Raw genomic sequence first — 23,301 nt, 5'->3', positions numbered from 1 at the left:
CAGGAACGAGCATCGACCTCGGATATGTCCCCACCCATGAACAGCCCAACGAACGAGCCCAACGAACGTCACGGTAAGCACCGTTGCAGTACTAGTCGGGACGACGCCCCCTCTGCCGCGGGGACGGTACGGCGGCGGCCGCCCGGGTGGGGCCCGAAGGCTCCCGGCGACCGGGCCGGTCGGCCCTCCCCGCCAGTACGGGCCGTGCCTAGCGTGGAAGCGGGGCCGCAGCTCCGGACCGAGGAGGACCGCCATGACACCCACGCGTTCGGACGACGCCGCCCGCCCTGTCGTCCTCGGCGTCGACGCGCACGACACCGGCCGGATGACCGCCGCCTGGGCGGCCGACGAGGCCGCCCGACGGGGACTGCCGCTGCGGCTGGTGCACGCCGTCCCGGCCCTGTTCCGCGAATTCCACCCCTTCGACGAGGGCAGGTACCACAAGGCCCTGCGCGAACGGGCCGACCGGGCCCTCGACCGGGCGACCACCGTGGCCCGCGAGCGGCACCCGGACCTGGCCGTGACCACCGTCGTGGCCGAGGACGCCCCGGCCCCCGCGCTGTGCCGCGAGTCCCGCCGCGCCTCGCTCGTCGTCCTCGGCTCCCGGCGGCTCGGCCGGGTCGAGGAGGCACTGAGCGCCTACTCGGTGGCCGTCCCGGTGGGCGCCCAGGCCCACTGCCCGGTGGTCGTGGTCCGCGACCCCGAGCACACCACCCAGGACCCGCCGTACGTCGTGCTGGGCGTGGACGGCAGCCCCTCCTCGGAGCCCGCCGTCGACTTCGCCTTCGACCTCGCCGACGAGCGGGGAGCCGCGCTGCGGGTGCTCCGGGTCTGGCAGCGACCCCTGGTCGGCAACCTGGACGAGCCCGCCACCGAGCAGATCGTGCGCCGGCTGCTCCTAGAGTTCACCGCGGGCCGCCACGAGCGGTACCCCGACGTCGCCGTGACCCACGAGTCGCCGCACGGACACCCCGTCGAGGAACTCGCCCGCGCCTCCGAGCACGCCCTGGCCGTGGTCGTGGGGCGGCGGGGCGACGGCGGGTTCACCGGCATGCGCCTCGGCTCGGTACCGCACGGCCTGCTGCACCGCGCCCACTGCCCGGTCGTGACGGTGCCCGGCCGGCCACGCTGAGCCGGTACGCACCGTCCGGCCCCGCGTGGCGACGGGCCGTACCGGACGTTCCCGGGAGTGCCCGCCCGGCGGACCGATCCGGGCCGAACGACCCATCTCCGGAGCGGAGTCGCGCAGCGACCCTGGAGGTGGAGAAAGGCGGACACCATGCACACCGTGATCGTGTACGAGAGCATGTACGGCAACACCCGGGAGATCGCCGAAGCGATCGCCGAAGGCGTCCGGGAGGCGGATCCGCAGGCGGCCGTCGACTGCCTGCCCGTGGCCGAGGCCGACGCCGACCTCACCCGCACCGCCGACCTGCTGGTCGTCGGCGGACCGACCCACATGCGCAGCATGTCCACCGGGCTCAGCCGCCGGATGGCCGCCTCGGCCGAGGGCCACAAGGCCGGTCACGAGGCGGCCGCCGCCGAGGCGCGGGAGACCGTCGAGGGGCCGGGGCTCCGGTCCTGGTTCCACGACCTCCCGGACACCGAACCAGGCACCCACGCCGCCGCGTTCGACACCCGCGTCGCCATGCCCAGGGCCGGCGGCGCGGCCGACGGCATCGCCCACCGGCTCTCCCGCCACCACTACGACGTGGTGGTCGAGCCCGAGGGCTTCCTCGTGAAGGACGCCGACGGCCCGCTGCGCGCCGGGGAGCGGGAACGCGCCCGCGCCTGGGGAACGGGCCTGGTCTGAACGAAAAGGCGGAGGAACGGGAGAGCAGGAGGGCACCCGCCTCGACGATCCTTGAGGCGGACGCCCTCCTGCTCTGGCATCGCACCTAACACCCCCGCCACGATCCTGACCTTCCGAAGAAAGGACAACCGAGCGGCTACCGCGACTGCACGCCCGATAGGGCCCCGAGCGATTCACCATGGACTTTTGGAACAATTACCACTAACTCGCTGCTGTAGGCAATCAATAACTCCTGTCGGCCGGAGGCCCGGCCGCTCCGCCGATCAACCGACCCGTGGGCGGGCGTCTTCAAAACTCTCCTCATCACCGACCGAAGGGCCGGGTACGGTGGTCTTGTTGGCCAGGACGTGCTTCCGCGGCCTCCCCTTGGGGCGGCGCGCCGGCACCTCCGCACCCAGCCTCGCAAGCTCCTCCGTGCTCCAGCCGGCCGCCTCAGCGGCTGCATACGCTCTTCCGTACGGGACCTCGGTCTCGGCCAACTGATCCTTCAAGCGCTTTCGCTCCGTCATGATGGCTGCGAGCGGAACGATGGCCTTCTCACGGTCGTCCTGAATCTCGCGCATTCGCCTCAGGAACTCGTCTTCCCTCGTCATGCTGCGGATCGTAGAGCCATCACTCCCAGTTGGCTTCGAACCTTCCCGCCAACGTCACCCGTGTCGGTGATTTCCGGCTGCCACTCCGGCGTATCTGCCACCGGTCAATTCGCCCCCGAAGCAAGGTGGCCCAACAAGACGGTGCGGCCAGGGGCGCCTTCGATCCGGCCGCCCGACCGCCCAACCAGCGGAACGAAGGAGCAGCGACGGTGAGCGCCACCGAGGGCACACGGCGACGAGAGCGGCAGACGCAGTCGCCGCGGTCGAACCGAGTGAATCTGGCGTACAACGACGCCGAGCTGACGATCGTACAAGAGGCCGCAAAACGCGACGGCATGGCGGTGTCCGCGTGGGTGGCCCGAAAGGCACTGGCCGTGGCCAAGGATCAGCTTGTACCGGTGTCCGCGGATGCCCGGGAAGTCCTGGCGGAGCTCATCAGATCGCGCGGGGAGCTGGTGCGAGTCGGCGAATCGGTCGCGTCGATCAGTACCAGCGGCGCCGAGCCCGGCACACGACTCATCGAGGAAGCCGTCCGGCGAGTCGACCGAGCGACATTGCAGCTGATGCGGGAGCGAGCAGCACGCTGGTGATCCCCAAAAGAGCGAAGGGCGGAAGCGACACCGCCGGGCTGCTGTTCTACCTGTACGGCCCCGGGAAACGGGACGAGCACGAGGACGCGCACATGGTCGCCGCCTGGGCACCATGGGTGCCCGACCCCGCGCGGTCGGCGGATACCACGGTCGGGGATCTCGCACTGCTCCTGGACGCCCCGGTGCACGCTTCCCGGGGCACCACCCCAGCCGAAACCGTCTACCACGTCGCGGTCCGTGCGGCACCCGAGGACCCGCCCTTGACGGACAGCCAGTGGGCCACGGTCGCTCGGGCGATGATGAGCGCCGCCGGCATCGCCCCGCAGAACGACAGATGGGGCTGCCGATGGGTGGCGGTCCGGCACGCGGACGACCACATCCACATCGTCGCGACGAAGGTCCGCCAGGATGGAATCCAGCCGAATCTGCGGCAGGACATCGTGCGGATGCAACAGCTGGCCCGGCAGTTCGAGCTGCAGTGGGGACTGCGCCGGCTGACCTCCGGGGACCGAACCGCGAAGCGGTGGCCGACGACGGGCGAGACGCGCAAGGCCTCGCGCCGGCACCTGCCTGAGAGTGCGCGTGAGCAGCTCGAACGAACCGTCCGCGCGGCAGCGGCAGCCGCGGCGGGCGAGGACGACTTCTTCGCCCGTCTCCAGTCATCGGGCCTGCGGGTCGCCAAGCGCTGCGCCCCGGGGCGCAGCGCGCCGACGGGTTACACGGTCGCATTGCCCGGTGACCGGGACCGGGCGAGCCGGGCCGTGTGGTTCGCGGGCTCGAGCCTGGCCTACGACCTGTCGCTGCCGCGCGTCCGCGAGCGCTGGCACATTCCGATTCCGGAACCGGAAGTACCGCCTCACGCGTTCTGGCAGACGCTCGAGCGCAACCTCCGCACGGCATCAGGTGCGCTCGGCTCCGGCGGACCGCAGGCAGGAGCGGGCGACGTCGCCGCGCTCGGCGACCTTCTCGTCCTGGCGGCCGCCGCCGCGCCTCCCTTCGTCGAACCGATTCTGCGAACGTCGGCGGCGGAGTTCGAACGGGCTGCCAGGGCTCCGGGCAGGCGCGATCTGGACGGCGAAGCGCGGATGCTGCTTCGTACCTCGGCCCGCATTCTCCTGTCGTCGGCCAAGTCGTCCGGTCACAACGACGCGGCCGCCTTCCTGGGCTTCCTCCTCGCCCTGGTCACGGCCGTCACGGCCGCACAGCTGTGGCACGAGGAACAGGGCTACCGTCTTCAGGCCGACGCGGCGAGGACGACCGGCCGGTCGCTCCAGGGAGCCGTGGAATTGAGCACCGGAGCGTCCGTGGGCACCGCGGTCCGGCGACGCGCAAGGCCGGAAAGGCCGGCTCCCTCGATGCCCGGCCGGTCGCCGCTGCTGACCGACGTCGTGACGAGGACACTGTCCACCCGTGCGTCGGCGGTACTCGTGGATCCCGTCTGGCCTGTCCTCCGCGAGCGCCTCATCGCCCTGGAGCGGCTGGGCTTCGACGCCGCATCGGTTCTCGCGTCCGTCACGGCGAGGCGTGAGCTCCACTCAGCAGAGTCCGTCGCCCAGGTTCTCGTCTGGAGGTTGGACGGGTGGGCCGGCGCTCACGGCACAGTTCTGGACGCGCGAGCTGCGACAGCTGCGCCATGGTTCGCCGTCACGCCGACCGTGGTTGCCAAGAAGACTGCCGGGCCGTCGGCGGAGGCGAATCGCTCACCCGGCACTGGTGCGGAAGGGCCCAGACGGGGCCACTGAACAACAGGAGATCACGATGACCATGTCCTACCCGGGAGAGCCGTTCGCCGAGGCGGTCGGCGAGGCCGTGCAGACGTCGACGGTGGCTGTGCGCTTGCTGCTGGCCGTCGCGGACGCGGTGCGCCGCGCAGCACAACGGAAATCGGGGCCCGAGCACCCCCTGCCGCCGACCGATCAGGCGCTCACCGAGGCGGCCGGTGATCTCAAGGCCCGGCTGGCCCCCGATGTGGCCTGGATGTTGATGTCCAGTCCGGACTGGCCGATCATGGCGCGCCAGCTGGTCGCCTTGCGCCGAGCCGGTGTCGACCTGGAACGATTCCTGCCGCGGGTCGGGGACATCGCGGTGTCGGTGCGGGATGCCGTCCTGTCCGACTCCGCGCGCATCACCACCGAGCGGACACAGGAGTGGGCGCGGCTGCTCCGTGCGACCATGCCGGCGGGCCCTGTACGCGAGGCGATCCTGGCCTCCCCCACATGGCCGGAGATCGCCGCGGCCATGCAGGCACTGCAGGAACGTGGCGTCGACATCCGAGGGGTTCTGGCGGCCGCCTATGCCGAGGGGACCGGTGTCGGGCAGGCAATCGACCGTGGGCTCGACGCCGCTCGGCGGCGAGCGGACGGGCCGAGCCGGGACTCCGTGCGCTCGTACGGTCCGTTGACCGTAGGGCTGGATCTACCGAAGGATCTCGATCTCGGAGACCGCCGGACGGCGCTGGCGCAGCTGGGTGTGAGCCAGACGGAGAACGCCTGCTTCGTACGCTGGGTCTACGAGGCGCTGCCCGGCCGGGAACGCGAGGCGGCACTGCTGGTGAACTCCCGGCCGTGGCCGCTGCTGGCCGCCCGGATGGCGCGCATGCAGGACGACGGGACGCCGGTCCGGGATCGCCTGGCGCGACTGATGCGTGATCGCGGCTGGGAATCCGGCCCTGTCCCCTACCTTGTGCCCCGCCTCGTCCAGGCCACCGTCGAGGCGCTGCACCGGCCGACGAACGACGCCGTCCCTTCGGCCGCAGTAGTGATCGACGCGGCCAGGGCCTCCTCCGCGACTGCAGGGCGGCCCCCGTCATCGGCACGTGACGCAGAGCGCGCCGGCCCCGAGCACACCGCCCACCGCGCTCGCATCCCCAAGCCCAAGCCGGGACGGTCGCGGTAGTCCTCCCCGGATCCATTTCTGCCGGGTCCAAGGGGGCCGACCTTGAGATCGGACATGGGCCCTTACGGTCGTGTGGCGCCCGCGAAGTCGGAGTCGGGCATGTCCGCAACGGGGGCTTCCTTGACGACGTCGCCGGTCTTCGGCGCGGAGATCATCATTCCGTGGCCGATGTAGAGCGCCACATGGTAGATGTGCCCGCTGACGGTGTGCCGCCAGAAGAGCAGGTCGCCCACCCGGAGGTCGGCCCGGGCAACGGGACGGTCGGCCGTGGCGGAGTACTGCTCAGCGGCGGTGCGGGGGAGCCGGCGGGCGGGCCAGTAGGCATATTGGACGAGAGCCGAACAGTCCCAGCCGACCGTCGTGCCGGCCAGGCACTGTCCGTCCCGCTGGCCGCCGTCTCCGTCGCAGTAACCACGGCTGGGGCCGGCCGGGCTGCCGCCGCCGTAACTGTAGGGCACACCGAGCTGGGTGGCGGCTCGGCGCGCGGCGTCCGGGCCGACGCCGTGTCCCGTGATCTCCGAGAGCTGGCCGGCGCCACGGAAGCGGGCCAGGTTGCCGATGATGTCCGCCACATAGCGTTGGGTCTCGGCGAAGGGCGGCACGCCGCGGTTGGCCTCCACCGCCGCCCATCCCGCGTTGTAGGCAGCCAACGCCAGTCGGCGGGGGTCATCGACGAAGCCGGACACCGCCGCCTGTCCGAGGAGACTGCACATCAGTCGCCCCTGCGCCATCACGGCGTCTCCGATCTCGAAGGGCGAAGCCGTACCGCTGTGGTCGTCGTCCCTCCCCCAGGTCGCCCAGGTGCCCGGCATGAACTGCGCCGCCCCCTCGGCGCCGGCCGGACTGCGGGCGTCGGCTCGGAACCCGCTCTCCTCGAAGAGCTGGGCCGCGAGCAACTCGGGAGCCAGCGCCGGGTCGTGGCAGTGCGCAGCGGCCGCGAGCACCCACGGCCGGTACTCCTCGGGCACCCCGCTGACCGATGTTCTGCCGGGCTCGGCGGCTCCCACCGTCACCGTCGGAAGTAGCACCGCGACGACCGCGCCGAGCAGCACGAAGGGCACCGCGCACCCCAGCAGAACCTTCTTCACGGAGACCCCCTCGTGAGGTGCGCCGATAGGCCCGAACGGGCGGATGGGCGTGCCTTCCGCGCCGCCAGGAGCGTTACGCCACGTGACCGAACGATCAGGGCCTCGCCGGCGATCCACAGGCCGCTCTGACAACGCGAGTTACTGGGGAAGGTTGCGACGTGGCGCCCAATCCGGTGGTACCTGTTCAGCAGGCACCCACCGTGCCGCGGTACGGGCTGATGCCGGTTCACGGATACGACATCGCCTCCGCCGTGGTGCTTCACATGCTCAACGGCGGCGACAGCCAGGGTCTACAGGCCCGCGGACTCGGACCGGGCGAGCCGGTGCCGTACGGCGTCCAGCCGGTGCTGGTCGCCCCCAGCACCGTGTTCGGCACCGTACAGGTGGAAACGATCGTCCGGGGCTGGCCCACCAGCACCGTTCCGAAGCCCTGGCTCGTCGTGGTGGCCGACGTCCCCGCCAAGCCTGCGGCCGCGGCCCGCTACCGCCTCCGTGCCCTGGGCGGACGACTCGCCGGAACGGCATACCTGCCCTACCTACCGGCGCTTCGATCGGTCGAACGTGCCGAAGACGCCCTGGCCGATGCCGCCGTGGCGCGCGCGGCTGTCCGGCTGCGCACCCAGCTCGAAGGGAATTGACTGATGTTCATCGCCGAAGAACCCAAGAACTCGGGCCTGATTCCCGGGGCGAAGCCCACCAAGATCCCGGGTATGGAGGGCACCGTCAGCACCTTGTTCGGCTACGGCCTGTGGATCCTGCTGCTGGCAGGCGTCGTCGCCGCCGGCGTCGGGGTATGGAAGCTCGCGATGTCCGACAAGTCCCGTCACGGCGGCGGGTCCGAACCGTTCAAGTGGATGGGCAGTGGAGTCGCAGCCGTTCTGCTGGCCGGTTCGTTGATCTCCATCCTCAACGGCATCGCAGGCTGACGTGAGGAGGTCGAGGGGAAGCCGGCTCCTGTCCCGGGCCGTGCTGTGGGGCTCGAGCGCCTTGCTGGCCGCCGTGCTCGGGCTCACCGGGTACGCGGCCCTGGCCGATCACGACGACGTTCCGGCGACCCACCACGCGAGCACGACGTCCGCCTCGTCGCCGCCGGTGGCGACCGCTGCGCCGCAGCCGGCACCCACGTACAGCGTGCCGCCGACCTGGACCGAACCGGAGCGATGGCTCGCCGCGTCAAGGGGTGCACGGAAGGCGGCGAACGGTCGGGAAACCGGTTTCCCGAACACCGTCGACGGCGCCGTCGGGATGATGGTGGCCGCCTCCGCGATGCGCGTCGAAGGGTCCGCGACCCTCGCGGATCAACAACTTGCCGTCTACAGCACCTACATGGTGCCCGCCGAGCAGTCCTCGACGGCCGAGACGAAGGTACGCCAAGGTGCGGAGCGGGCCGACGCCGCTACCCGCCGCGCCCTCGGACTACCGGAAAGCGGACCGCTGCCGGGTGGCGCGTTCATGCGGACCGTCATGATCGGTTTCAAGCCCATCCAGGTCGCCCCTGGCCGGGTGACCGCCTACGTGTTGATGAACGTCACCGACAAGGGCGGGGAGACGGCTCCGGAGAAGGCGGTCTACAGCGTGGGGGTCCTCGGAGCAGTGTGGCAGGACGGTGACTGGAAGCTGTCCGGACAGGCTGTCAAGGACTCGGCGCCACAGCCCGACCGGAAGCCGCCCATCGCCGCGCCGGGCGACGCCGCGTTCAACGCGGCCGGCTGGACTGCCGTCAGGCAGGCGTCGTGAGGTGTCGGATCGCCGCCGTCCTGCTGGCCCTGACGGTCGTGTTCGGCGGCAGTACGGCCACCGCTCCGTCGGCCGCCGCGGACGACGGCGTCGTCGGTTCGATCGTGGAGTTCGGCTGCGAGCAGACCGCTGTCGGCATGGTCGAGCGGATCTTCGACACCGACTGGTGCGAGTCAGCGGGCAAGGCCACCGACAAGGCGGTCAAGGAGGAGTGGAACAGTATCTGGACATCCGCTCTGGGTGACTGGCTCAAGGCGGCCGTCGAACTGTGCCGGACGCTCATGGCGACGACGCTCACGATCGCTTTGAAGGGACCGTCCCTGAGACTGGAGAGCACCGGGCTGTGGACCGGGAACGCCGTACTGGCCGGGATGATGGCATGGCTCGGCCTGATGGTCTCCGTGTTCGGATTCATCTGGCAGGCCGGGCGCATGGCCGTCACCGGCCAGGCGAAGCACCTGTTGCGTGCCGCCTCGGGGTGGGGGCAGAACGCGATGCTGAGCATCTTCGGGGTATCGCTGGTGGCCCTGCTGCTGGCAGCCGGTGACGCGCTGACCGACGGTCTGGTCCAAGGCGTCTTCCATGACGACAAGACCGCCTTCGACAATATCGTCACCACCATGGTCCCCGACGGGATCGTGAATCCCGTCGTCGTCGCGGGTGGCGCAGCGGTACTCATCCTGGTCGGCTTCATCCAGCTCATGCTGGTCTTCCTACGCAACAGCGCCATCCCGATCCAGTGCCTGCTGCTGCCGATCGCCGGAGCCGGACGGGTCGGCGGCGACGCCACCCAGAAGTGGGTGACGAAGCTGATCTCCTCGATCCTCGTCGGCATCGCCTACAAGCCCATCCTCGCGGTCATCATCTGCGTGGGCTTCACCGAGTTCGAACAATCGAACGGCTTCGCGGCGTGGCTGCGCGGCCTGGCCACGCTGATGCTCGGCATCCTGGCCCCCGGGCCTCTCACCCGGGTCTTCGCCTCCCTGAGCGAGGAGCTCGGGTCGGGCATGGCCGGCTCCGGCGCCATCGGGGCCGTGGGCGCGATCGGTGCGATGGCCGGGCGCGGGAGCAGCGAGATCGCCGGCAACACGGCCGAAGGGGTCGGGGGAAACCAGCCGGCCACAGCCGTGGAACACGCCAAACGCGTGGAACAGTCCATGCCCAAGGGCAAGGCCACCGACGAGGACGGCAGCGACGCCCTCGCCCAGGCATCCCGTACGGGCGCCGGTCGAATCCCGCGCCCAGGGGTCTCAGGAGACGGTACGGGCTCCGCAGCCGGTGCCGGGGAAGCGCCGGGGGCCGCCGGCGCAGCGGGCGTTGCCGGGACCGTAGCGACGGCAACCGGCACCGGCCCCGTGATCCAGGTCCTGGACGGGCTCGACCAGGCCGTTCACCGCGGTGCAGGGGAGATCGGAACGGAGGACGCCTGTGACCATGTATGAAGCCCCGGACGGATTGAGGGTGCAGGGTTTCCGCACACGGCGCAGCTTCGGCCTCGCCGGAATGTCGCGCCCTGCCACCATCATGGCGGCCGTCGTCCTGATCGCCGACGGCATCGTCGGCGCCCGCTACCCCGGCACCCTGCTCGTCACCATGCCGCTCACTCTCGCCCTCGCAGGGCTGGCCGCCGCGCGCCGTCAGGGCATGTCGGCCCTGGCCTACTACTGGGCCCTGCTCGCGTGGCGGCGCGCCAACCGTTCGGGCAGCACGTCCTACCGCCAGGTTCTCCTACCACAGCCGTACGCCCTGGACCTGCCCGGCGTCGGTGCCAGCTCCGTGCTGATCGCCGCCCACGACCCCACCACGGGCCGCCCAGTCGGGGTGGTCCACAACCGGTCCAGCGGTGCGATGACCGTCACCACGCTGCTCGCCCCCGGCGGGACGCTCATGGCCACCACCAGCGCGGTCCGCACCAGTCTGCGCAACTGGAGCGCGGTCCTGGACGCGATGAGCACCGACGAGCAGATCCTGGGTGCCTCCGTCACCATCCAGATCACCCCCGGCGCGGGCGAAGCGCTCGCCGACGACGTCAAGGACCGCCGTCGACCGGACGCCCCGCGCCTGGCACTCGACACGGTCGACGAACTCATGCACACCACACCACGCGCGACCGCCTCGGTGGCTCCGTGGATGAGCGTCATCGTCGACCCGACCGCGGGGGCGAACCCACCGAGCGACCTGGCCGAGCAGGTGGCCGAAGCCCTTCGGGTGGTCGACACGCTCGACCTGAGCGGCACCGGCACCGACATCGTTCGCCGGAGCACGCCCACCGACCTGCGCCGTCTGGTCCGGTCCGCCTACGATCCGGCGGTGTTCGATGCCCGGGACGAGGACTTCGCCGATCTGGCCTGGGGAGAGTGCGGCCCAGTCGCCGCCGACGACCTGTTGGAGGCCTACGCGCACGACGGCGCCGTCTCCGTGAGTTGGGTACTGCGGGAGATGCCGCGCCGTCCGATCCCCTACAGCGTCCTGCTGCCGTTGCTGAGCCCCGGACGGTTCCAGCGCCGTGTGACCCTCTCCTATCGGGTGCTCGACCCGTATGAGGGAGAGGCGGTCCTGGAACGTGAGATCTCCAACGCCGAGCAGCGCGCGCAGGCGACCGCACAGGTGCGGGGGCGAGCGAGCTGGAGCCAGAAGGCCGACCACCAGCGTGCGGAGCAGGCCGCCCACCAGGCGGCGAGCGGCGCCCAGGTCGTCGACTGGACGCTGCGGGTCACCATCACCGCCCGCTCCGCCACCGAGCTCCCCGACGCCCGTCAGGAGCTGGAACGCTCGGTGAAGGCGACGAAGGGCATCCGGATGCGTCCTGCCTATGGCGCGCAGGCATCCACCTTCGCGGCCGGTCTGCCGATCGGCTACAACCCGCTGGTGAAGTAGGAAGCCGGTATGGGACATCCGAAGCTGCTGACACCACGCTGGCGCCCGGACCCGGACCCGGACGGCGGACGGCCGCGACGCGGGGAGGCACGCCGCACCTCGGGCACACGGCGCACCTACGCTCCGCGGCTGGGTTGGGGCGGCCTGTACGGCGGCCGGGCGGCGGTGGAGGACGCCGGCACCGTCTACACCGGGCCCTCCACCCAGGCCGGCGCGATCTACCCGTTCCTCCTGGGTTCAGGGCTGCCGCCACGCGGGGTTCCGGTCGGCCGGGACGTGCTCACCGGGGAGCTGGTGTGCATCGACCCGTCCGGCTGGACCGGGAAGCTGACCACCAATCCCGGGGTGTGGGTCATGAGCCAGCCCGGCGTCGGCAAGAGCGCCCTGGTGAAGCGCATCTGCCTCGTCTACGTCGCCTTCGGCTGCATGATGTGCGTACCGGCCGACGTCAAGGGCGAGTACACCGCGCTGATCCGCGAACTCGGCGGCAGCGTGCTGAGGATCGGCACCGGGACCGACCGGATCAACCCGCTCGACTCCGGCCCGCTGCTGGGCCGCCTGGCCGCCCTGCCCACCGTCGAGCGCGGTGCCCTGCTCGACGTCCTCAACGGGCGCCGGCTGGAGACTCTCGGCGCGCTGCTGGCCACCAGGTGCGGGCTCGGCCGCCAGCCCAACGAGATCGAACGCTCCGCGCTGACCACCGCCGTACAGCTCGCCGCCGATGCCGTGCCCGGCACCGACCCGGTCATTCCCGACGTCATCGCCGTCCTACGCCAGGCGCCCGAGGCGCTGCGGGCCAAGCTGGCAGCCGAGGGCGACACCTACCTCGACCTGACCCGCTCGGTCGTAGCAGGCCTGGACAACCTGGTCGACGGGCCGCTGAAGGGCATGTTCGACGGGCCGACCACGACACCGGTCGACCTGGACACCCCGGCGGTGTCCGTGGACATCGACGCCTTGCGGGCCCGGGGCCGTGACGTCGTCTCCGCGGGGATGATCGCCAGCTGGGCCTACACGTACCAAACCATCGACAGCGCCCGCAGCCTCGGCATGATCCGCCGCCGGCTCGTGCTGCCCATGGACGAGATGTGGCGGGCCCTTCGTTCCGGCCCCGGGCTGGTCGACGCCATGGACTCCATCAGCCGCCTCAACCGCCGCACCGACGACGTCACCATCTACGTCACGCACTCGCTCCAGGACGTGGAGGCCCTGCCCACCGAGGAGGACCGGGCCAAAGCCAGGGGTCTGATGGACCGGTGCGACACCTGGGTCATCGGCGGTTCGACCGACGAGGAACTGGGCCGCGTCTCCGGAAAACGGACCCTGACCGAGCAGGAACGGCTGCTGATCACGTCCTGGGCGTCCGCCACCAGCACGGGCCTCGATGCCTCCGACCATGTCCATCCCGGCCGTGGCAAGTACCTCATCAAGCTCGGTACCAGGCCCGGCATCGCTGCGGCCATGGAACTCACCTCCACCGAGCGCCGGCTCTACCACACCGACGCGGCCGGGAAAGAGCGGGAGGAGGCTCCCCGATGATGACCGAGAACGACCGGGCGTGGCTCGCCGGCGGCATCCTCGTCGGCGGCACGGTCGTCCTGTCCGCCTCCACCTGGGCCGGTGCGGCCGCCGGCGCTGCCATCACCGGATCCGACGTCCCGCCGCTCAGCCCGTACACCGTCTTCGAGATGACGCGCGACTGGCACTCCGTCTGGGCGCACTCCCCCGTTGCCAGCGGCATCGGTGCTGCGCTCTTCGACCTGGCCGCCGTCGCCGGCATCGTCTGGAGCCTGTGGGCGGGACTGCGCTGGTTCCACACCGCCTCCCACCTCGCCACCCTCCATCAGGTGCACGACCTCACCCCCAAGCGGGCCGCCCGTACCGCCGCCCGGCTGCGCCCTTCCCTGCGCGACGTCAACCCCCGCGCCGTCGCGCCCCGCGATCGCGGCGTGCTCCTCGGGGACCACCTGCCTTCCGGCGTGGAACTGCGTGGGTCCGACGAGGACACCTACCTCGCTCTGATGGCGCCCCGGGCCGGCAAGTCCTCGGCGATCGCCATCCCGGTCGCCGAGGAGGCACCGGCGGCTCTGCTCCTGACCAGCAACAAGCCGGACGTCTACGCCGCCACGATGGCGTCCCGCCAAACAGCGGGACACGTCTGGGCGTTCGACACCCAGGGCGTCGCCCAGATCCAGCGTTCGTGGTGGTGGGACATCGTCGCCGAGGCCGAGACCCTCGACCGCGCCGAGCGCCTCGTCTCGCACTTCATCAACCAGGTCAAGTCGGACGTCGCCGACCCGTTCTGGGCCCAGGGCGCCAGTGACCTGCTGGTCGGCATGTTCCGTGCCGCCTGGTGGGACGGAGCCACCGTGCGGCACGTGCTCAGGTGGCTGGCCGACCCCAAGGAGCGGGCGCCGCTTCGGATCCTCTACCAGCACGAGGAGGTCCTGGCCGAACAGGTCGACAGCTCCATCAACATCGCCGAGGAGACCCAGTCCGGCATCTACCAGAACGCCCGCACGGCCGTGAGCGCGCTGCGCGACGAGAAGGTGCTCGCCTGGATACTCCCCGACCGGCACCGGCCCCGGTTCCGGCCGGAGGAGTTCGCGCTCAGCCGGGACACCCTCTACCTGCTCAGCAGGAAGGGCGGCGCCGCCTCCGCGGTCGTCGCCGCGCTCGCCGACTCCGTGTTCACCTCGGCCTCCGAGGCCGGTGAGCGCCACGGTGGGCGCCTACCCGAGCCGATGCGCGCGATCCTGGACGAGGCGGCCAACATCTGCCGGATCGAGGACCTGCCCGACCTCTACAGCCATCTCGGCTCGCGCGGCATCACCCCCTACACGATCCTTCAGTCCTACCGGCAGGGCGTACGGGCCTGGGGCGAGGTCGGCATGGACGCGCTGTGGAGCGCCGCCACGAAGAAGGTGATCGGTGTCGGCTTGGACGACCCGCGCTTCGTCAGTGACGTCGCCACCCTGGTCGGCAACCACGACATCCTCCGCGAGTCCTATTCCAGGAGCCGCGACGGTGGCTCGACGTCCTTCAGCGAGCACCGCGAGCAGATCCTCGAACCGGCCCAGGTCCGCGCGATGAAGCGCGGCACGGCCCTACTGCTGTCCACCGGCATGCCCGTCGCCCAGATCGCCCTGCGCCCGTGGTACGACGAGCAGGCCATGGCCCACCTCGGCCCCGCGATGAAGGCCGAGGAGAGCCTCATCGCCAAGCGCGCCGCCGCCGCGTGGGAGGCGAGGAAGACGGCACGCCATGGCTGACGGAGCCGCGGATCAGGTGCTCGTCGAGGACGTGGAAGATCTCAAGGCCATGCTCCGGGCCGTTCAGGCCGAGCTGCGAGACCTTCGGGAGTCCGGCTCCGGGAGGAACGGGGCGGCAGATGAGCGGGGTGAGACAGCCGGCGAAGTCGAAGCGGAGCAGGAGGAGAGCGCCGATTGGCAGTACCCGCCTTTCCTCTTCCTCCTCGAAGGCGATCAGCGCGACGCCGAGCTGAGGCTACTCGCGGAGTGGGTCGAGGGCGTCCTCGTCCCCGGCTGCCTCGGCGAGGCGTCCGCCGACGCCCGGTGGTGCCACCGGTGGATCGAGCACTGGGACGCCGTCGGTGTCCTGCACGCGATGTGGCTGGCCTGGCAGGAGCTGACCGATCCCGCCACCTGCGGCTACACCGGGCCCAGCATCTGGTACCGCGACCACTACCGGCCCCACATCGCCGATCTGCGCGGCCCCGGAGGGCCGTTCGCCGGCTGCACCAAGGGCGAGCACCGAACCGGGCACCGACTCCCCGGGAGGGTGCCCAGCGCCTGGTGTACCCCCGAGGACGACATCTGACCGACCGGAGCTACCGGGTCCTCCTCCGCGGATCGAGCGCGCCGACCTCACGGGACAGCTCGGCCGCGCGGTGTGCCGGCAGCCGCGCCGGTTCCGGACGCCGAACCACCGTCGCGCTGCGGGCGCGGGCGGCAGCGGCCCGTACCCGCCGAGTGTCCTCGGTGGGGTCTCCGGTGAAGCTGAGCGTGCTTCGCCGGTCGGCTTCGAGCACGGCCCTGCCGAAGGCGCGTCCGGCCGCTCCGGCAGCGCGGGCGACAGTGGTCTGCGCTGCGGCGGAGGCTTGACGGGCACTGTTGTAGGCGTTCGTGATGTGGCGGATCTGCTCGGGCGACGCCGGGTACCACCTCGTCCAGCCGTCCCGGAACTGATCGGAGGGCGTGCTGCCGCGGGGGTTGTGGGCAGGGTCAGAACTGAGGAGTGCTCCACGCCGGACCAGGGCGGCGGCGATGCGGGGGACGTGCTCGGCGAGGATCTGTCCGGCGACGGGGACGGAGTGTGCGGCAACGAGCAGGTGGGTTGCGTCGCCCGGCGCCGCGATGATCTCGTGCGGGGCCCTGGGGGTGCGCCGCCCGGTGTCACGGCGGGTCCAACCCGGGGAGAAGAGAGTACGGCCGAGCCGGACCACCGCGAACTCCGCCTCCCGCACGAGACGGGGGTTCAAGCCCGCGGGCGCACTGCCGAGGCCCGACTTCCAGCTGGCCGCTGCCTGTTGCCAGGCCTGAGCTGCCGCGCGCAGTGCGTCGCCGGCCGCGTCGAGGATGCCCTGAGCGACAGGGTCGGGGGTGAGCAGATCCCGGGTGTGCTCGATCAGACGGGCGGTGAGCAGGTGGGCGACCGCGAAGTGGTCGGCGGCGATCGACAACTCGGCCACCGTGGCGTCCGGCAGCCGCTGGGACGCTTGCTGCGCCACGTGGGCGGCAATCCATTCGACACCCGCGCCGACCGCCCGGAGCGCTTCCTGCTGCGACTCGCCCGGCCTTACCCGCGGCGGCGGCGCCGTGGACGCCACCGGGAGGTACGGGAGGCCGGGAGCCGGAAGGGATGGGCGGGGCGAGTGGAGCTGTCGCTGGATGCCGATCGCCGCCTGCTCGATCAGCACCGCATGCTCCCTCAGGCGGTAGGCCACGGTGTGGCTCCGGATCACCCGGCGGTCGGCCGGACACAGCTGGCCGATCCGTACGGCCACGCGCGCGGCGATGCTGGCGAGTTCCGCCGTCTGGGCCACCATGTGGCGCGCGACCCCGGCGCTGTCCAGGTACGCGGCGTAGGGGCTTCGAGGCTCTCCGTCCGGCCCGTGGTGGCTGGCGAGCAGGTCTCCTGCGAAGCGGAGGAAACGAACGGCTTCAGCCAGATACGATGCCGCCGGGTCAGGCTCTGGCCAGGAGTAGAAGGCCTCGTCCCGCAGCAACCGTCCGAGGATCTCGACGTTGCTGTGCAATCGGGCGACGTCGCCTTCGGCGATGCCGAGCGGATCGGGAGCGAGGGGCCCGAATCGGCTGGAGTAGCGGTGGAGCAGTTGGAAGACGTCCGCCAGTGCCTCGCTTCGTGCGGCATGCTGAGCTGGTGTACTCGGGCTCTCGGCGTCCGCGAGGGTGAGGGCCGCCAGGGCGTACTCCATTCTGGAGGAAGCCAGGGTGACGAAATCGCCCCAGGTGACGTCCATCATCCGGCCGTTCCCTGCTCGACCGGCAAGGCGTTGCGCAGTGCGACGGCCGCGTCCCGGGCGTGGAGCGCGGCCATGTGACGGTCCCGCACCTGCCGGAGGTCGAGCGAGTGTCGGGCGAGCTCGTCGAGTTCGTCGGCGAGGTCGGACAGACGGTCGACCAGAGTGTGGTCGGCCTCGCGGACGCTGTCCTCGGGATCGCTGTCAGGCAGTGGGAGGTAGACGGTCGCCTCGGTCGCGTAGGAGGCTGCCGTGAGGGCCGCCAACTGGTCGTAGCGGTCGTCGCGCACGGCGAGGTCCGCAAGGACGTGCGCCGCAGCGGCCGCCGTCCTCAGGACGACGGCGGCCACCTGCTCGACGTCCGGATGGTCCGAGTTCGGGTTCATGGTTCGGTCCTCTGATCGGCGGGAGGTGCGGAGACAGGCAAGCACGGCTCACGGTGGTTCGGCGTGACAACTGGGTTCCTGTGGATGAACCCGGGCTCGTCGGCAGGTTCGTTCACCGGATCGACTGAACTCGCTGAGCGTGCCCCCTGGTCTTGACTCACCTCTGCTTGGGTGTGCGCCTCGGCTGAACGGACGATCCGCCGCGCCGCAGGTGCGCGGGCTGCTCACCCGCGGCAGCCGACGGCCGCTTCGGGATCCTGCGGGCCGACCTTGCCGTGGCCGCGCTCGCCGAGGTACCCCCAGGTCGCGTGGCCATCGGCCCAGGCCGTTGCAATGCCTCGCCCATCCGCCGCAGCTCGGGAACCTCGACGGTGATGGCCGGCGCCCCGATGCCGGCGGCGGGAGTTCCACCCTGGCGTCGGGCCGACATGCTGTAGGCGCCCGCCGCGTTGCCGAGTGCGAGCAGAGACTCCGCGCTCGGCATCGCGATCCGGCCGCGGCGAAGACGGTCCGAGATCAGCAGGGCGAGCCGGGCGATCGTCTCGCACGCATGGATCGACACATTGCGAAGGAACTCGGAAACGCGGTGGTCGGAAACGAGCCGACCGGCATGTTCGCCTGCCCGCACGACGAGAGTTCGCCACAGGCGGCCAACCACTTCCCGCACGGCCCGCAGTTGCCGCCACTCCTCCAGGCCGGAGAGCACGGGGTCGCATCGGTCGGCATCGCGGAGAGCTGCGTTGACGTCCTTCGCGCCCCGGCGGGCGCCGGCGAGTAGCGTCGAGCTCGGCGAGGCCGGCCCTGTAGGCCCACCCAGCGTCGGGGCGACCTGCCGCCACCGAACCTGCAGCGCCTCGACATCGGCTTCCAGCGCCACTCGCAGATCCTCGGCCGTGCTGCGCCCCTCGGGCACGTTGTCCTTCCAGGCTTCCATCACCTGGCGAAGCTGCGCCTTGAGATCGGGCAGCCCGGCCCCGTCCGCAACGGGCCGAGCGCCTACTGGCTCAGCCGCTTCCTGCTCGGTCCACAAGGGCAGCTCATCCGCCGCCCAGCCCCCTTCGAGTCCGGCCGAGGCCGCGTCCTCCTCGGCCATCCGCTCCCAGATCCTCTGATCATTCGATGGAGGAACACCAAGAATCAGATCCTCCCGCTCCGCCGGCTTCAGTGGTCGCATTCGCCCTCTCCCACACGACAATCCACATGTACGTCTATCTGCGCTGACGAGGAGTAGAGCGTCCCGAACGAGCCCCGCTCCCCTCACGCTACGTGAGCCCCGGTGTAGCACACGCTTACCGGTTTTTTGCCGATCAACGCGACGACCGGATCCGAACTCAATGGCCGCCCCGCCACTCCAATGATCGCTACGTCAAATCGCAGACAGACAATTCACTCCACGGTTGTACAGGAGCGGAGCAGGTATGACGCCAACAGCCCTCGTCAGACCAACCACCAGGCCCGAGCCGCACCTCAAGCTCGCCGAGAATCCCCACCTGAGAAGTGAGCGAAGTCAGCAATAACTATGAACAGCGAGTTAGTGGTTATTGTTACAATTTAATCCTTCGCGCGGCTGTCAGATTCGGCGGTCTCGTTGCACTGTGCCTGTTCCAGATCCGGTGCGGCAGACAGTGGCGAGCCTCCGTCGACCGCGGCGCTGAGCTGCTGTGCCGCGCCGGTCGGGTCGCCCTTTCACGGCAGCACCTCGCCCGCGTGGACCGCCACCTCATGCGACGTCGGCTGGTGCAGACGGCTCCGGGGCGCCGAGGTCCACCATCAGCTCGCTGGTGACGACCTGGACGACGTGGTTGCGCGCGTAGTCGGCGACGGCGAGAGCAGCTTCGGTCCCACGCGCTCCCGGCGCCGTCGCCGCTGCCGTGGACTGCGCACTCGGCCCCTGAGGAACGGACCATTCGGTGTGCACCCATCGTCGAGCGCGTGACTGGCAAATTGCCAATTCTGTTGCCGTACACATGCCGCGCACCGTCCAGCCAGGCTAAGCTGACGAAACGTCAGAGTCCACGAACCACGGCTTCACGGAGGGATCGATGGCGCCCGCCGTCCCACAGCAGCCGCTCGCTGCGCGCAGCAGGTTCGGCGCCGATCTTCGACACCGGCGTGAAGCCGCCGGCTGGACAGCCGAAGAGGTCGGCGCTCGGATCGGATGCAGCACCTCCAAGGTCACGAGAATCGAGACCGGCAAGCGCAGCGCCACCCCGGCCGACTTCGAGGCCCTCATGGACCTCTTCGACGTCGCCGAGTCGGACCGGGACCGGCTGGAGGCGCTCTTCCGTCGAGGTCGGGCCCGCACGACCATGTGGTGGGACGCCTACGCGGACGTCCTCAGCAGCAGGTACACGGAGTTCATCTCGTACGAGCACGAGGCCGCCGCCGTGGCCGAGTACCAGATCGCGTACATACCGGCCCTCCTGCAGACCGAGGCCTACGCCCGCGCCGTCACCGAGGTCGGCTTCGCTGCACTCGGCCCGGACCAGGTCGACAGCCTGGTCGAGGTCAAGACGATGAGGCAGCGTCGTCTGCACGACGAGGCCCCGCTTCGCCTGACGGCCGTCATCACCCAGGCCGCGCTGGAGTTCGAGGTGGGAGGGCCGTCCGTCCAGGCAGCCCAGCTCCGTCATCTCCAGGACCTCTTCAACCTGGAGTCCGTGGACCTTCGGGTCGTCCCCTTCGACAGAGGGGCCGAAGGAACGTTGACCGGCGCATTCACCCTCTTCCAGGGCGAAGGCCAGGACTCGCCGGACACCGCCTTCGCCGAGGCCGTCACGGGCACGATCGTGGTGGACGACGCGCTCGGACTGCGGCGTCTCGCCCGCCTCCATTCCTACCTCCTGCGCGCCGCCCTCGGCCCTCAGGAGTCCCTGGCCCTGATCGAGCAGACTGAGAGAAGACTGACCGCATCATGATCGACACCAACCTCCTCTACTCCGTCCCGCTCGACAACGTGCTGTGGCACAAGAGCAGTTACACCGCGAACAACGGCAACTGCGTCGAGCTGGCGGCCGTCCCGGGGCTGCCGGCCATCGCCATCCGCGACTCGAAGAACCCGGGGCTCCCGGCGCTCCGGTCCGGCGCCGGCCAGGTGCGCTCGTTCATCCACGCGCTCGCGGCCGACACCTTGGTCGAAGCGTGACGACGTACGAACCGGAGGCCAAGGCCGACCTCTACACGCTCGACCTCAGCGGGGCTCGATGGATGGCGGCTCCGGACAGCGATCCCGCGGACCGCCTGGAGGTCGCCCACCTTCCGCACGGCGCCACCGCGCTCCGGCACTCGACCACGCAGAAGGTGCTCCTGTTCACCGCGGCGGAGTGGACCGCCTTCGTCCGGGGGTGCCAGGACGGCGAGTTCGACTCGGACATCGACGCGGCCGAGCACCAGGCGATCTGCGCTCGGGCCGTCCGGCCTTGACGAAGGCGCCGGGCCCGCCCCGGCCCATGCACGGAACCGCTGGTTCCCCGTACAGGTGAGGAAATCTTCCCGGCGTTGGGGACAACGAGGTCGTCCCCAACGCCGGTCGAAGGGGGCGAGATGGCAGCACGGCCCAACACGCTGCACCCGGAGCGTTCGCCCGAGGAGTGGCTGGGCAACGAGATCCGGCAGTGGCGCGTCCTGAGGGGCTACGGGCAGGACGAGCTCGGCGCCTTGGTACACCTCAGCGGCGATCTGATCGGCAAGATGGAGCGCGGTGAACGCAGGTGCCTGCCGCATCACGCCGAGGCGCTCGACATCGCGCTGGACACCGGCGGAGCGCTCGCCCGCGGCCTCGTGCTGGTGAACATGCGAGCGGCCCTTCGTGTCGGGGGTGACTCCTCCGTCGCGACCACGCCGGCGGTCCTTCCCTCGGCCGCGTCCATGGACGGCATGAGCCCGATCACGGCCCCGGTCTTCCGCCTCGACCCGGAACCGAATTCGTCGGTGCGTCCGGGGGACATCTCCCACGTCGAGTCCGCCGCAGCCGTCCTGCGCAGCTGGGACAACCTGCACGGCGGAGGCGGCCTCGTCCGGGAAACCGCCGTCGCGCATCTTCGGTGGGTCAGAGGCCTGACCGAGGCGCAGTGCGGCAGCCCGCTACGACCGAGGTTGCTCACCGCTGCGAGCCGTCTCGCCTGCGCCGCCGGCGCCGTTCTGCTCGACACGGGCGAGTTCGCCGAGGCCGGCCGAAACCTTCGATGGGCGACGGAGCTTGCGGAGGAGGCGAGCGACTGGTCCGCCCGTGCTGTCTCCTTCAACCTGCGCTCCCGGCTCGCCACCTGGTGCGAGCAGTACGAGGACGGCGTGACCCTGGCCGAGTTGGGCCTCGTCCGGTCCGACCGACTCACCCCCGCCGAGCGGGCCATGCTGAACAACGCGGCGGCACGAGGGCACGCCCGGCTGGGCAATCGTCAGGCGGCCCTCGCGGCCGTCGGACGGTCCGACGAGGCGTACGCCCAGGTCCGCGCTGCCCAGGAGTCCCCCTGGATGAGCTACTACGACGACGCGCAGCACCACGGCGACACCGGCCATGCCGTCTACGACCTCGCACTCGCCGGTCACGCGGTAGACGATGCGCTCGACCGGCTCAGGAAGGCCGTCGACGGACACTCCCAACCGTTCGCCCGGTCCAGGACCTTCAGCCGGACCAAGCTGACCGGCCTGCTGCTGGTCGTCGGAGACCCCGACGCCGTACTCCCGGAAGCCGAACGAGCCGCGGCCGAGGTTGCCCAGCTCCGGTCGCACCGGGCCATGCGGGAACTCCGGGAGCTGGCGAACATCGCACGTCGGTACGAACGGCACAGCAGGCTCCAGGGCCTGCACCTCCATATCGCCGCTACGGTAGGCGGGTGACTACTGCCAGCGGTTCCCACGCCGTCCTACTCAGGGCATGTGCCGAAGCCGGTCTGTCCGCCGCCGGCGCCGAGCTGATCAGGCTGGGCGAGAACGCGTTGTGGCGACTGCCCGAAGGTGTGGTGGCCCGGGTCGCCCGCACCGGCCAGTGGCCCGCGGCCGTGCAGGAGATCGCGATAGCCCGGTGGCTCCACGAGAGCGGCCTGCCCGTCGTCCGTCCGCTGGAAGCGTTCTCCGTCCCCGTCCTCGTCGGCGACCGGCCGGTCACCTTCTGGCACGAGCTGCCGCCGCACCGACCGGGCACCGGGGCCGACATGGCTCCGCTGCTTCGCAGGTTGCACGATCTGCCCGTACCCGAGCACATCGACCTCGGCCTCCTCGACCCGCTCGTCCGGATCGCCGAGCGGATCGACGAGGCGGTCACCCTCGATGACCGCCAGCGCGGTTGGTTGCGGGGGCACCTCGCGGACCTCCAGACCGCCTGGGACGAGCTTCCGCCCGGACAGCCACTGTGCGTGGTCCACGGAGACGCCTGGGGCGGCAACACCGCCGTCACCCCGAGCACCACCTACCTGCTCGACTTCGAACGCTCTTCGCGGGGCCGGCGCGAGTACGACCTCGTGACGATGGCCGCGGGCTTCACGAGCTTCGGCAGCGTCACCGCCCAGCAGTACGAGGCGATCTGCGCCGCTTACGGCGCCGACGTGACGGAGTGGCCGGGCTACCAGGTCCTGCGCGACGTCCGCGAGCTGCGCGTCACCTGCTTCGCACTCCAGCTCGCTGCGGCCGACCCTGCCCGGCATCGCGACCAGGCCCACTATCGCCTCGCCTGTATCCAAGGCCGGGAAGGCCCCCGCCCGTGGGGCTGGATGGTTATCTGAACTTCAGCGGCCTCCATTGGCCGTCCGTCCGCGCGGCCATTCTTGAGCTTCCTTCATCGGTACGAGTGGGGCTGCCTCATACCGGTTTCCCGGCTTTGC

23 protein-coding genes are annotated in these 23,301 nt (G+C 70.7%); 18 read left to right on the top strand and 5 right to left on the bottom strand.

From position 1 onward, the window contains the following. The first annotated feature begins 253 nt into the window (after nucleotides 1-253). Complete coding sequence (locus ABZW03_RS06355) at nucleotides 254-1,132, top strand: universal stress protein (protein ID WP_355253083.1); 879 nt, start codon at nucleotides 254-256, stop codon at nucleotides 1,130-1,132. A gap of 147 nt (nucleotides 1,133-1,279) precedes the next feature. Beyond that, a complete protein-coding gene (locus ABZW03_RS06350; RefSeq protein ID WP_355253080.1) occupies nucleotides 1,280-1,813 on the top strand; it encodes a flavodoxin domain-containing protein in 534 nt (177 codons plus the stop codon). 263 nt (nucleotides 1,814-2,076) lie between these two features. Here the strand turns inward: ABZW03_RS06350 and ABZW03_RS06345 are convergent, their stop codons facing one another. Then, nucleotides 2,077-2,406 (bottom strand): hypothetical protein, encoded by a 330-nt coding sequence (locus ABZW03_RS06345; protein WP_355253077.1) that lies wholly within the window; start codon nucleotides 2,404-2,406, stop codon nucleotides 2,077-2,079. 209 nt (nucleotides 2,407-2,615) lie between these two features. On the opposite strand from ABZW03_RS06345, the gene ABZW03_RS06340 reads away from it, so the two are divergent. From ABZW03_RS06340 to ABZW03_RS06330, 3 genes are read left to right on the top strand one after another with little or no spacing between them, the layout of a single operon-like run. Next, complete coding sequence (locus ABZW03_RS06340) at nucleotides 2,616-2,996, top strand: hypothetical protein (RefSeq protein WP_355253074.1); 381 nt, start codon at nucleotides 2,616-2,618, stop codon at nucleotides 2,994-2,996. Next, complete coding sequence (locus ABZW03_RS06335; RefSeq protein ID WP_355253071.1) at nucleotides 2,993-4,738, top strand: mobilization protein; 1,746 nt, start codon at nucleotides 2,993-2,995, stop codon at nucleotides 4,736-4,738. The genes ABZW03_RS06340 and ABZW03_RS06335 overlap by 4 nt, the downstream gene beginning before the upstream one ends. Before the next feature lie 16 nt (nucleotides 4,739-4,754). Beyond that, nucleotides 4,755-5,891: a hypothetical protein gene (locus tag ABZW03_RS06330; RefSeq protein ID WP_355253068.1), complete on the top strand. Its 1,137-nt coding sequence runs from the start codon at nucleotides 4,755-4,757 to the stop codon at nucleotides 5,889-5,891. 62 nt (nucleotides 5,892-5,953) lie between these two features. On the opposite strand, the gene ABZW03_RS06325 is transcribed toward ABZW03_RS06330, so the two are convergent. Then, complete coding sequence (locus tag ABZW03_RS06325) at nucleotides 5,954-6,979, bottom strand: bifunctional lytic transglycosylase/C40 family peptidase (protein WP_355253066.1); 1,026 nt, start codon at nucleotides 6,977-6,979, stop codon at nucleotides 5,954-5,956. 158 nt (nucleotides 6,980-7,137) lie between these two features. Between ABZW03_RS06325 and ABZW03_RS06320 the strand changes: the two genes are divergently transcribed. From ABZW03_RS06320 to ABZW03_RS06285, 8 genes are read left to right on the top strand one after another with little or no spacing between them, the layout of a single operon-like run. Further along, nucleotides 7,138-7,617, top strand: a complete 480-nt coding sequence (locus ABZW03_RS06320) for a hypothetical protein (protein ID WP_355253063.1) — start codon at nucleotides 7,138-7,140, stop codon at nucleotides 7,615-7,617. Between the two features lie 3 nt (nucleotides 7,618-7,620). After that, nucleotides 7,621-7,905 carry a hypothetical protein gene (locus tag ABZW03_RS06315; protein ID WP_355253060.1) on the top strand — a complete coding sequence of 95 codons (285 nt, stop codon included), beginning with the start codon at nucleotides 7,621-7,623 and terminating at the stop codon, nucleotides 7,903-7,905. A 40-nt stretch (nucleotides 7,906-7,945) separates the two neighbouring features. Then, nucleotides 7,946-8,716, top strand: coding sequence for a hypothetical protein (locus ABZW03_RS06310; protein ID WP_355253057.1), 771 nt, complete (start codon nucleotides 7,946-7,948; stop codon nucleotides 8,714-8,716). Then, the gene (locus ABZW03_RS06305; protein WP_355253054.1) at nucleotides 8,713-10,158 is read left to right on the top strand and encodes a hypothetical protein; all 1,446 of its coding nucleotides are present in this window, start codon (nucleotides 8,713-8,715) and stop codon (nucleotides 10,156-10,158) included. Before ABZW03_RS06310 ends, ABZW03_RS06305 begins: the two co-directional genes overlap by 4 nt. Continuing rightward, complete coding sequence (locus tag ABZW03_RS06300) at nucleotides 10,151-11,593, top strand: SCO6880 family protein (RefSeq protein WP_355253086.1); 1,443 nt, start codon at nucleotides 10,151-10,153, stop codon at nucleotides 11,591-11,593. Before ABZW03_RS06305 ends, ABZW03_RS06300 begins: the two co-directional genes overlap by 8 nt. Before the next feature lie 9 nt (nucleotides 11,594-11,602). Then, nucleotides 11,603-13,132 carry an ATP-binding protein gene (locus ABZW03_RS06295; RefSeq protein WP_355253051.1) on the top strand — a complete coding sequence of 510 codons (1,530 nt, stop codon included), beginning with the start codon at nucleotides 11,603-11,605 and terminating at the stop codon, nucleotides 13,130-13,132. Next, entirely contained in the window at nucleotides 13,129-14,865 is a 1,737-nt protein-coding gene (locus tag ABZW03_RS06290) for a TraM recognition domain-containing protein (protein ID WP_355253048.1), read from the top strand. Before ABZW03_RS06295 ends, ABZW03_RS06290 begins: the two co-directional genes overlap by 4 nt. Continuing rightward, a complete protein-coding gene (locus ABZW03_RS06285) occupies nucleotides 14,858-15,433 on the top strand; it encodes a DUF4913 domain-containing protein (RefSeq protein ID WP_355253045.1) in 576 nt (191 codons plus the stop codon). Before ABZW03_RS06290 ends, ABZW03_RS06285 begins: the two co-directional genes overlap by 8 nt. Nucleotides 15,434-15,443: 10 nt before the next feature. On the opposite strand, the gene ABZW03_RS06280 is transcribed toward ABZW03_RS06285, so the two are convergent. From ABZW03_RS06280 to ABZW03_RS06270, 3 genes are all read right to left on the bottom strand, one after another. Further along, entirely contained in the window at nucleotides 15,444-17,099 is a 1,656-nt protein-coding gene (locus tag ABZW03_RS06280) for a hypothetical protein (RefSeq protein ID WP_355253042.1), read from the bottom strand. Then, nucleotides 17,096-17,482, bottom strand: a complete 387-nt coding sequence (locus ABZW03_RS06275) for a hypothetical protein (protein WP_355253039.1) — start codon at nucleotides 17,480-17,482, stop codon at nucleotides 17,096-17,098. The genes ABZW03_RS06280 and ABZW03_RS06275 overlap by 4 nt, the downstream gene beginning before the upstream one ends. 157 nt (nucleotides 17,483-17,639) lie before the next feature. After that, a complete protein-coding gene (locus tag ABZW03_RS06270) occupies nucleotides 17,640-18,575 on the bottom strand; it encodes a hypothetical protein (RefSeq protein WP_355253036.1) in 936 nt (311 codons plus the stop codon). A gap of 949 nt (nucleotides 18,576-19,524) precedes the next feature. Here ABZW03_RS06270 and ABZW03_RS06265 point away from each other — a divergent pair. From ABZW03_RS06265 to ABZW03_RS06245, 5 genes are all read left to right on the top strand, one after another. Further along, nucleotides 19,525-20,400 (top strand): helix-turn-helix transcriptional regulator, encoded by an 876-nt coding sequence (locus tag ABZW03_RS06265; RefSeq protein WP_355253033.1) that lies wholly within the window; start codon nucleotides 19,525-19,527, stop codon nucleotides 20,398-20,400. Then, on the top strand, nucleotides 20,397-20,627 hold the full coding sequence (locus ABZW03_RS06260; protein WP_355253030.1) for a DUF397 domain-containing protein: 231 nt from the start codon (nucleotides 20,397-20,399) through the stop codon (nucleotides 20,625-20,627). Before ABZW03_RS06265 ends, ABZW03_RS06260 begins: the two co-directional genes overlap by 4 nt. Then, complete coding sequence (locus ABZW03_RS06255; protein WP_355253028.1) at nucleotides 20,624-20,905, top strand: DUF397 domain-containing protein; 282 nt, start codon at nucleotides 20,624-20,626, stop codon at nucleotides 20,903-20,905. The genes ABZW03_RS06260 and ABZW03_RS06255 overlap by 4 nt, the downstream gene beginning before the upstream one ends. 120 nt (nucleotides 20,906-21,025) lie before the next feature. Further along, the gene (locus ABZW03_RS06250; RefSeq protein WP_355253025.1) at nucleotides 21,026-22,321 is read left to right on the top strand and encodes a helix-turn-helix transcriptional regulator; all 1,296 of its coding nucleotides are present in this window, start codon (nucleotides 21,026-21,028) and stop codon (nucleotides 22,319-22,321) included. Continuing rightward, a complete protein-coding gene (locus ABZW03_RS06245; RefSeq protein WP_355253022.1) occupies nucleotides 22,318-23,202 on the top strand; it encodes an aminoglycoside phosphotransferase family protein in 885 nt (294 codons plus the stop codon). The genes ABZW03_RS06250 and ABZW03_RS06245 overlap by 4 nt, the downstream gene beginning before the upstream one ends. Nucleotides 23,203-23,301 lie beyond the last annotated feature (99 nt).

Source organism: Kitasatospora sp. NPDC004799 (assembly GCF_040609095.1).
Lineage (GTDB): Bacteria > Actinomycetota > Actinomycetes > Streptomycetales > Streptomycetaceae > Kitasatospora.
The sequence above is the reverse complement of the archived record's forward strand: the minus strand, read 5'-3'. Positions and strand labels throughout refer to the sequence as shown.

Excerpts from the sequence above, each read along its gene's own strand:
- ABZW03_RS06315 (WP_355253060.1), top strand. The coding sequence starts at position 7,621 with ATGTTCATCGCCGAAGAACCCAAGAACTCGGGCCTGATTCCCGGGGCG.
- ABZW03_RS06260 (WP_355253030.1), top strand. The coding sequence starts at position 20,397 with ATGATCGACACCAACCTCCTCTACTCCGTCCCGCTCGACAACGTGCTG.
- ABZW03_RS06295 (WP_355253051.1), top strand. The coding sequence starts at position 11,603 with ATGGGACATCCGAAGCTGCTGACACCACGCTGGCGCCCGGACCCGGAC.
- ABZW03_RS06250 (WP_355253025.1), top strand. The coding sequence starts at position 21,026 with ATGGCAGCACGGCCCAACACGCTGCACCCGGAGCGTTCGCCCGAGGAG.
- ABZW03_RS06290 (WP_355253048.1), top strand. The coding sequence starts at position 13,129 with ATGATGACCGAGAACGACCGGGCGTGGCTCGCCGGCGGCATCCTCGTC.
- ABZW03_RS06270 (WP_355253036.1), bottom strand. The coding sequence starts at position 18,575 with ATGGCCGAGGAGGACGCGGCCTCGGCCGGACTCGAAGGGGGCTGGGCG.
- ABZW03_RS06280 (WP_355253042.1), bottom strand. The coding sequence starts at position 17,099 with ATGATGGACGTCACCTGGGGCGATTTCGTCACCCTGGCTTCCTCCAGA.
- ABZW03_RS06300 (WP_355253086.1), top strand. The coding sequence starts at position 10,151 with ATGTATGAAGCCCCGGACGGATTGAGGGTGCAGGGTTTCCGCACACGG.
- ABZW03_RS06350 (WP_355253080.1), top strand. The coding sequence starts at position 1,280 with ATGCACACCGTGATCGTGTACGAGAGCATGTACGGCAACACCCGGGAG.
- ABZW03_RS06275 (WP_355253039.1), bottom strand. The coding sequence starts at position 17,482 with ATGAACCCGAACTCGGACCATCCGGACGTCGAGCAGGTGGCCGCCGTC.
- ABZW03_RS06285 (WP_355253045.1), top strand. The coding sequence starts at position 14,858 with ATGGCTGACGGAGCCGCGGATCAGGTGCTCGTCGAGGACGTGGAAGAT.
- ABZW03_RS06355 (WP_355253083.1), top strand. The coding sequence starts at position 254 with ATGACACCCACGCGTTCGGACGACGCCGCCCGCCCTGTCGTCCTCGGC.
- ABZW03_RS06345 (WP_355253077.1), bottom strand. The coding sequence starts at position 2,406 with ATGACGAGGGAAGACGAGTTCCTGAGGCGAATGCGCGAGATTCAGGAC.
- ABZW03_RS06265 (WP_355253033.1), top strand. The coding sequence starts at position 19,525 with ATGGCGCCCGCCGTCCCACAGCAGCCGCTCGCTGCGCGCAGCAGGTTC.
- ABZW03_RS06330 (WP_355253068.1), top strand. The coding sequence starts at position 4,755 with ATGACCATGTCCTACCCGGGAGAGCCGTTCGCCGAGGCGGTCGGCGAG.